This is a genomic window from Nostoc sp. MG11, assembly GCF_014904695.1.
Lineage (GTDB): Bacteria > Cyanobacteriota > Cyanobacteriia > Cyanobacteriales > Nostocaceae > Komarekiella.
The window spans coordinates 1-7497 of sequence record NZ_JACXXN010000098.1 but is presented as its reverse complement, the minus strand read 5'-3'; the positions used below and the strand labels follow the sequence as shown (position 1 = coordinate 7497).

8 protein-coding genes and 1 pseudogene are annotated in these 7497 nt (G+C 39.8%); 3 read left to right on the top strand and 6 right to left on the bottom strand.

Annotated features, from left to right (window positions below; all coding sequences use genetic code 11):
• Positions 1-560: 560 nt before the first annotated feature.
• The gene (locus HCR01_RS36250; protein ID WP_193200738.1) at positions 561-1580 is read right to left on the bottom strand and encodes an SDR family NAD(P)-dependent oxidoreductase; all 1020 of its coding nucleotides are present in this window, start codon (positions 1578-1580) and stop codon (positions 561-563) included.
• Positions 1581-1971: 391 nt separating this feature from the next.
• Entirely contained in the window at positions 1972-2238 is a 267-nt protein-coding gene (locus tag HCR01_RS36245) for a hypothetical protein (protein ID WP_193200737.1), read from the bottom strand.
• 510 nt (positions 2239-2748) lie between these two features.
• Here HCR01_RS36245 and HCR01_RS36240 point away from each other — a divergent pair.
• Together HCR01_RS36240 and HCR01_RS36235 are read left to right on the top strand one after the other, a co-directional pair.
• Entirely contained in the window at positions 2749-3207 is a 459-nt protein-coding gene (locus HCR01_RS36240) for a hypothetical protein (RefSeq protein ID WP_193200734.1), read from the top strand.
• Between the two features lie 492 nt (positions 3208-3699).
• On the top strand, positions 3700-4056 hold the full coding sequence (locus HCR01_RS36235; protein ID WP_193200732.1) for a hypothetical protein: 357 nt from the start codon (positions 3700-3702) through the stop codon (positions 4054-4056).
• A gap of 261 nt (positions 4057-4317) precedes the next feature.
• Here the strand turns inward: HCR01_RS36235 and HCR01_RS36230 are convergent, their stop codons facing one another.
• Entirely contained in the window at positions 4318-4620 is a 303-nt protein-coding gene (locus tag HCR01_RS36230; RefSeq protein WP_193200731.1) for a hypothetical protein, read from the bottom strand.
• 280 nt (positions 4621-4900) lie between these two features.
• On the opposite strand from HCR01_RS36230, the gene HCR01_RS40315 reads away from it, so the two are divergent.
• Positions 4901-5035 carry a hypothetical protein gene (locus HCR01_RS40315; RefSeq protein ID WP_264299991.1) on the top strand — a complete coding sequence of 45 codons (135 nt, stop codon included), beginning with the start codon at positions 4901-4903 and terminating at the stop codon, positions 5033-5035.
• 80 nt (positions 5036-5115) lie between these two features.
• On the opposite strand, the gene HCR01_RS36225 is transcribed toward HCR01_RS40315, so the two are convergent.
• From HCR01_RS36225 to HCR01_RS36215, 3 genes and pseudogenes are all read right to left on the bottom strand, one after another.
• Positions 5116-5550: a nuclear transport factor 2 family protein gene (locus HCR01_RS36225; RefSeq protein WP_320073260.1), complete on the bottom strand. Its 435-nt coding sequence runs from the start codon at positions 5548-5550 to the stop codon at positions 5116-5118.
• Between the two features lie 185 nt (positions 5551-5735).
• A complete protein-coding gene (locus HCR01_RS36220; protein WP_193200728.1) occupies positions 5736-6944 on the bottom strand; it encodes an ABC transporter ATP-binding protein in 1209 nt (402 codons plus the stop codon).
• 58 nt (positions 6945-7002) lie between these two features.
• A pseudogene (locus HCR01_RS36215) lies at positions 7003-7407 on the bottom strand (DDE-type integrase/transposase/recombinase); the annotation flags it as partial.
• Positions 7408-7497: the final 90 nt, after the last annotated feature.

Here is a 7497-nt window from a genome sequence, read left to right as displayed (position 1 = left end):
CTTTGCTGTATGGCAAAGATTCCACGACCTGGAAAGTTACGGTCAAAGAAAATTTTGGCATTGCTTGTGCTGTGTGCTTTCTCTATCGAAGAAGTTAGTTCCTGTTACCTAACTTTAACTTACCTTCTTCACCAGTGAGAAAGCCTTCAGGGTGATACTTGTGAGTTTTCTGTAACAGTACATTCCAGGTAGTGTTTCGTCGCTTCCAGCACCTAAGTGCTTTGGAAGAAGTGTCTGATATTTGGTCTGACTCTCGACAAGCCCGCATTAGATATAGTGCTGAAATTGATATTTTTGGCAACTAACTTAAGTATGAATTACCAATCTAACTTTAAGAATATTTTCAAAATAGAAGACAGCCGATAAGCTGTTATCATCATGCTGGCTCTCAAATATAGTGAAGTAGTCCTGGGGTATCTGAGCTTAGAAAGCTTAGATATCCTTATATACATTTGTCGGAAGTGGTGAGAGTCAATTTTCAATATTGTACGTATTAAAAGGTATCAGCGTCAATTTTGAACTAGACTGTTTAGGTGTCAAAGCCAATATTGAGCCTGAAGTTAAACATGAACGCTAAAGTTTTCCTTTATGGCATCAAAAGTTTCATCAGGAGCAAGATTGACTAGTTGGGCGCTAGTTTGCCATAATTCCGCAGCCTTTTTTCGATCATAAGATTCCTTGGAAGAACGTACTTGTTGTAGATCAACAAAATATTTGCCTGTAACTGTTGCAAACTCTGGAGCAAGAATCAGCCTAGCAAGGTTTTTTCCAGATTTGTTGGTACTGTTTGCGTATGGCACAAACAAACATATTCCTGGCAAAAGAAAATTCCATGCGAAACGCTGGATTGAGTTATAGTCGCGTGCTATTCCTGTCCCTGGCATCAGCCCTGGATCGAAGACATTGACGGTAATTGGTTGCTGCTGGGTACTGTATCCCTGAGACTGTAAGCGATGCGCTAATTCATAAGCGCATAAAATATTGCAAAGCTTTGAGGTAGTATAACGTCGCAGTCCGATTGTTAGGATATCTTCTTCAATGGAAGCTGACTCAGGAAATGCCAGCAATCTTGCATTGCAATACTTCGGAGAAGGAATATTAATAAGATGATTCAATTTCTCGTTCGGCGAATGCGTGCCACTACTAACAAATATAATTCGAGATGGAGAAACTAAGTGCTGAAGTAGGAGATTAACTAGGAGAAAATGTCCGAGATGGTTGACTCCAAAGGTACTTTCAAACCCATCTTTGGTATAAGTTGTACGTGTAACAATTTGTATACCTGCGTTACACACGATTGCGTGTAAAGGAGGGCAACTGCGTGCTGCGAAGTTTTTGGCAAAGGCACGGATTGAGGCTAAGGATGCGAGATCCAGTTCTATTAGTTCGATAGACCGATTACCTGTTTGAGCTATCAACTGTTTAACGGATAAAGTTGCTTGCTTGTGGTTGCGGCTGGCAATAATCACGTGCCAATCTTGGTCAAATGCGGCGATCGCTTTTGCACATTCATAGCCTAACCCTCTATTTCCTCCTGTGATGATCACAGTTTTACCTAATTTGCTGGGTTGAACTTTCATATTAGTTCCTATGTGAGTACCCTACCAGTAATACGTCGTCAGAGCGCAAGTCCTTGCGCCCCTCATAACGATATGTTTTCAATTACAAGTAATTGAAAACTGCCGTATATCTAGAGCGAATAGTATCAAATAAATATTTCAAAATAAACTGATATGAAACAGCACTTACACCCTTCACCCTGCCCTAGCAAGAATTTCACTTTTACAAGAGTGCCATTTGCTACTGAATCACACTTCAGTGGTTTTATCCTTTTAGATTTTGATCAAGTGCTAAATACAGTTTTAAAATATACATTAAATCAAAAAACTTGCTTGACCAAACAATTGTTTTGCTCAGCGTCGATTTTGAACTAGGCTGCGATGCCCTTGGCGGGGCTTTGCCCATCGCACTTCACCCGCAGAACTCATCCACGCGGATATCCCGCCAAATATCAGAAACCTGCCAGCCAGAGTTACCAACAGACTGTACTGGAGGGTTGTCAAGGAATGGAATATAGTCAGGTTCTCGCAGTTCTGGAATGATTACTGGTTTTTCCTCAACTATAGGAGGTGAAAAATTAACACTATCAGCTTGAAGAAGTTGATCTTCTGCTTGTTCGATTGACTTCATCTGTCTGAGGGTAAGCTTTTCAGATTTTTTGATGAGTTTCTTGTCCATAAAAACTGAGATCTAGTTGAGTACTGAAAAATCGCACAGAATCAATAGGATACAGCAACTTTGCGGAAAATACGAGTACTTTACTAAGTAATTTATAAGGGAGTAGCCAAATTAAGCGATCGCCACCACGCAGCAGAGGGGAAAAATGCTTTTCAAAAGCTTAAAGTAAAAAACATTAAAACTGAGTTTCTTACTTGGGTTGCCACAATCAAGTAATATCGAGGCTTGAGGCTGCCAATGCTGTTTTGTCATCTTGCACGACATTGGCTCAAGAGATTATTTCTCTCATGTTGGCACGATTACTTCCATGAGGGCGGCAGCAGTTGCTATTAATGACAAGTTGTACTTAGGGTGACATTCTACGGAACCTACTTCTACCTTTAACTAACTGCAATATTATACTTTTGGTTCAGTTCTCTCAAACTTTAGTTAGAGGGTTAAGCTATAGAATTTATCACAATGGTGTATATCTGAATAGCACTAAATATCACATATAAGGATTAAAGTTTTATGAAAATAACCGATGTAAAAATACTCTTTCCAAAAATATATTCTATTGCAGGTTTACTAGCACTGTTGTTGATACTTTGGCTATCATTTGGCACTGTTAAAACTAACCTTATGACTACTGCTCAAGCCTCTTCACCTGTCAATTTGGCAGGTAATTGGGATTATAAACCTAGTATTATACAAAGTTCTTATCAAATGAAAATTTCAAATCAGGGTGAACAGCTAATTGGGACATATATCAATCCTAGTCCTAACGCCAATAATAGCATTTTTGAGATAAGAGTTTATGAATCTGGAAGGGGGAGACCAGTTATTACAATTGCACAAATAGCCAAAGGAAAACCAAACTCTACCTACCGTGCTGCTTTAAGCGGTAGATTAGATAGTGATACTTCAATTAACGGTAATTTTGTAGATGTTGATAATAACAAAGGTACGTTTACGATGAATAAACGATAGTTCATATCTTACAAGCATAAAACTGTTCTTTCGCTCTCCTTATGCTAATACCAATTTAAAATGAAGCTGCATATAATAAGGAGAAGCAAACTCGGTAAGTTAACATACTCATGAGCCGCCCGTTTAAGGTTGAGATTGCCGAGAGCGAAGAGGAACTAAAAAACGCCTACAAACAGCGTCTTTGAGGGTCAGCCGAGATATGTGGAAATTAGGACATATTGTAAAGAAATATTGCGATAGTTACTTCACTGATTTACTAGCTTGCCCAAAAGGGGTAAATAGACTTTCAAATTTTTGCACGTTAAAATCTACTCTTCACACTATTCAGTCTTTCAAGCTTGCCCAAAAATGGACATTTTTGGCAATGATCAATGCCACTTCAGATTTATAAAATGCTGTACTTAGTGCAAAATTTGTGCCTATAGACAGAGAAAAGTATTGCAGTTAGATGCTGTACATGAAGGTGTGAGTAATTGATAAAGGAGATTTCTCATGGCAGCACGTTCATTCAATCTCACACTTAGGAATGTTACTAATCTCACACTTCATCGGAAAAATGTCAATTTGATGCATGGTGAGTTTTCAGGTAGTGGTAATGCAGTACCTCCAGAGAACATTGCACCGATGACACGTGCCACATGGCAAAGTGAGTCAGATGGATTCGCAACCGGAACTGAAGGAACTGTCACCTATGGCTCGGAGGTGGGAGACTTCTTTATTCACTGGAACAACCCATTTGTAGGAAGCAATGGATTAGGTGTTGCCGTTCCGACTGGCTTCTCCTATGTGTTCGGAGATATTAGCGGAAACGATGCCAACGTAGCGATCACCATTAGTCCAAATGTGTAGTTTGATGTGATTCATATCGACAACAATAATAGCCCGTCGTCAGGTAGATTTTCATTCTCCCCCTTAATTTTTAGCAGCCCCAAACCCTTGTAGATAGCTTCAAAACTCCTGTGCCAAATACCTTAGAGTGATTTGGCATAGGAGTTTTTAATGCAACTTTTTCACAGCAAGGTTTTCAAGCTTTGCATAGCAGCAAAATGCGTCTTTGCTATATCTGGGGTAAAAGTAGCGAGGGACACTGTTGGCGAATTCGCTCAACGCCTATGCTCGGTTAGTTAATTCAGCAATGAAACGATTAAGAGCTTTAAGTGCCGTTTTGTATCCAGTGGCTTGCTTACCTAACTTCAGTTCCAACAAAATGCGATCACGTAAAGCTTCAAGTGCTTCTAGTTGGGGCAGTAAAGTGGTTGACGTTTGAGGATGCTCATTATTCGGTGTAATACACGGAGAAAGGGCATCTGCTCCCCATGTATTACTTGGTAGAACTTGTTCTTCATCTCGTGTAATACTTGGTAAGGTATTGTCCCGCACAATTTGTTCTAAATAGTCAGCCCTAGTTGGCATAGAGCCGAGATCCCTGCTAATTCGGAAATAGAGGCTGAAAACTCCTGCTATGTATAGCTTTCAGCTTATTCATTCACTCTAGTTTTAAACAAATACAGGAAGACTCAATTTAGTACACAATTACTAATAAATCCGTTTTTTACGCTATCAAATACCAACATTTGGGTGAAAGTTGGCATTTGATAGCAGAGTAACATTGATTTTTTAGGGGTTTCGGACATGACTACTGAAACTATTCAATCATCGAAAGTTGGTAAAAGCTAAAATTAAGAGCGCAAATATGCCCACAAAAGTCGCGATCGCACTCTTGCTAAACGTCCTTAAACACCAGATATTTCAAGGGTTACAGCGATTATGTACCCTTGATGCCAAATATTCCTCAACCTTTGAAACTGCAATTTACACAAGTTCCTAAATCTTTCAAACCTAGAATTGGCAAGGCTTTTCAGGCTCTATTTCCGCTATTGCAGGGATCTCGGCTCTATGCTTATAAAGCTATTCTATTTGACCATTGTGGAACGCACCATGCACTTGTCGATTGCCACTCATTACCACCACTGTTTGCTTGATCGCATTGACTCGCCACTCTTGATCCACTCGAATCAACCGATGAAGATAGTTCCCTGCTGTATCCAACCGGTCTTGTCCTGCTTCAAGTGTGGGATCAACTCTATAAATACAATATGCTGATTTACAATCAGCTACATTTTCTTTGATTGTTACCTCATGATTCGTGCTGATATGCAAAGTCCGTAATCCTGCCAAGCCATCAACTCGTTGTTTTACATATTCTTCTGCGGTCGCCTGCCGAGGTGGTTCACCTCGAAAGTCTAAATAATTAATCTCGATTTTATCTGTTAGATAAACTCGTAATTTTTGCCAATTCTTTTCATCCAGTGCGTTTGCAAAACCAACAATGACTTCTATAATTTTGCTTCGTTCAATCAGCTAATCAATCTCTGGTCGTTTATGCATATCTACCTAGTAAAGAAATCACTGCTTCCAACAAAATTACCGGATTAATTTTTAGTTAGAGATAAAAGAATATAAGCAATTTTTTAAACCTAACATGGGGGTAAAATTTTAACAATGTTGGTTATTGAAACTCTTAAATATCAGAGAACGTCTTGCATACTATCTTGCATACTAACTAGCTTGGCGTAATAACCATCCTGGGCAATTAGTTCGTTATGGCTGCCAGCTTCCACGATACGCCCTTGCTCAAGTACGTATATCCTATCTACATAACGTGTCGCCAACAAACGGTGAGAAACTAATACTGTAGTAAGTCCATTCCTGACCGCTCGCAATTGCGATAGAACTAAAGCCTCAGTTTTAGTATCTAATGCAGAAAAACAATCGTCTAACAGCAAGATGGGGGTCTGGCGAATCAGCCCACGAGCTAGGCTGGTTCTTTGTTTCTGCCCACCTGATAAAGTTACCCCACGCTCACCAATTAATGTGGATAAACCTGCACTAAATTTGTTAATTGTTGCTTCAAGCTGTGCATATCGAGCAGCCTGCCAAATAGATTCGGGTGGTCGATCTGGCTTATCGAATGAAATATTTTCTGAAATTGGTGCTGCAAATAAGAAAGCATCTTGGGGTACAAATGACAGATTCTGACGCAAGTGATTCAGTGGAACATCTTTTAAATCTTGCCCATCCAATTTGATTTGTCCACTATTAGGCTCCAATTGCCTGGCCAGCAGTCGTAACAAGGTAGATTTGCCAGAGCCTACACGACCGATAATAGCAATCATTCCGCCAGGGCTGATACTCAGGGATATCTGTTCTAAAACCAGACGCGATGGCAGCCCAGCACTAACTGGGTAACTATACAATAGATTTTCAACTGCAATTTTGCCATTGATTGGCTGGGCTGATAAGCCTGTTGAAACATCTTCAATCTCTGGCTTTTCATCCATAATCTCAAATACTCTGGTTGCAGCAGTAATGGCATTGAGCAAAGCATACGTAACAAAACTGCTTTCCTTGATCACCCCCAAAATCATTGCCAAATAAAAGATGAAAGCTGTCAGCGTGCCGACACTGATTTGCCCAGCTAAGACTTGCTTACCACCTACGCCAACAACAATTAAGGTCATCAAACCACTACCCAGCACAATGGAGGCAGTGAGAATAGCGTTCAAATCGATCAACTTTTGATGAGCTAGCGCATAACAATTTGACACGCCTGTAAAATGGTTAATCTCACGCTCTTCCTGGGCATGAGACTGAATGGTACGGATACCCTTGAGGTTTTGCTGTACTGTTTCTGTCAACTTACCAAAACCCGCTTGTACCGCTGCCGATGCCAACAAAATAGGTTGTGTTGCAAAAAATATTTAAAGTGAGAAAATCCTCTAGAATTAAGATTGTTTATGCAACAAGTCCGAAGATATGTGCAATCAAATTGACTTGAGCGACAATATCTCCTTTAGTTACTCTGTTAACCTGACCTTTACGAATCATATTCATAGTTTCGTAGCCAGCAATAGTTCTTCTAGCTGTGTAGAATGATTTGAATCCTAAACCAGGATTCACTAATCTTTTAATGAAGCGATGGTCTTGTTCTACTATATTATTCAGATATTTATTTTGCCGTAACTCACTACTTTGAGCCAGAAGTTCTTCTTTTTTTAATTCATCGACAGCCGTAGGATAAGCAGCATTTTTATCTACATTAATGACTTGTGGTGTTCTGTTGTGAGTTGCTTTGAAAGCTTTACGGAAAAACCTTTTGGCTGCTCGTCTGTTGCGTTTAGCACTCAACAAAAAGGTAAGGATTCAGGTCTAATATTTAGGAAGCAGAGATGGGCGAGACAGATAATTATTAGAATTAGCCAGCAGTGCTTGTGCAAAAAAGTCAATCAC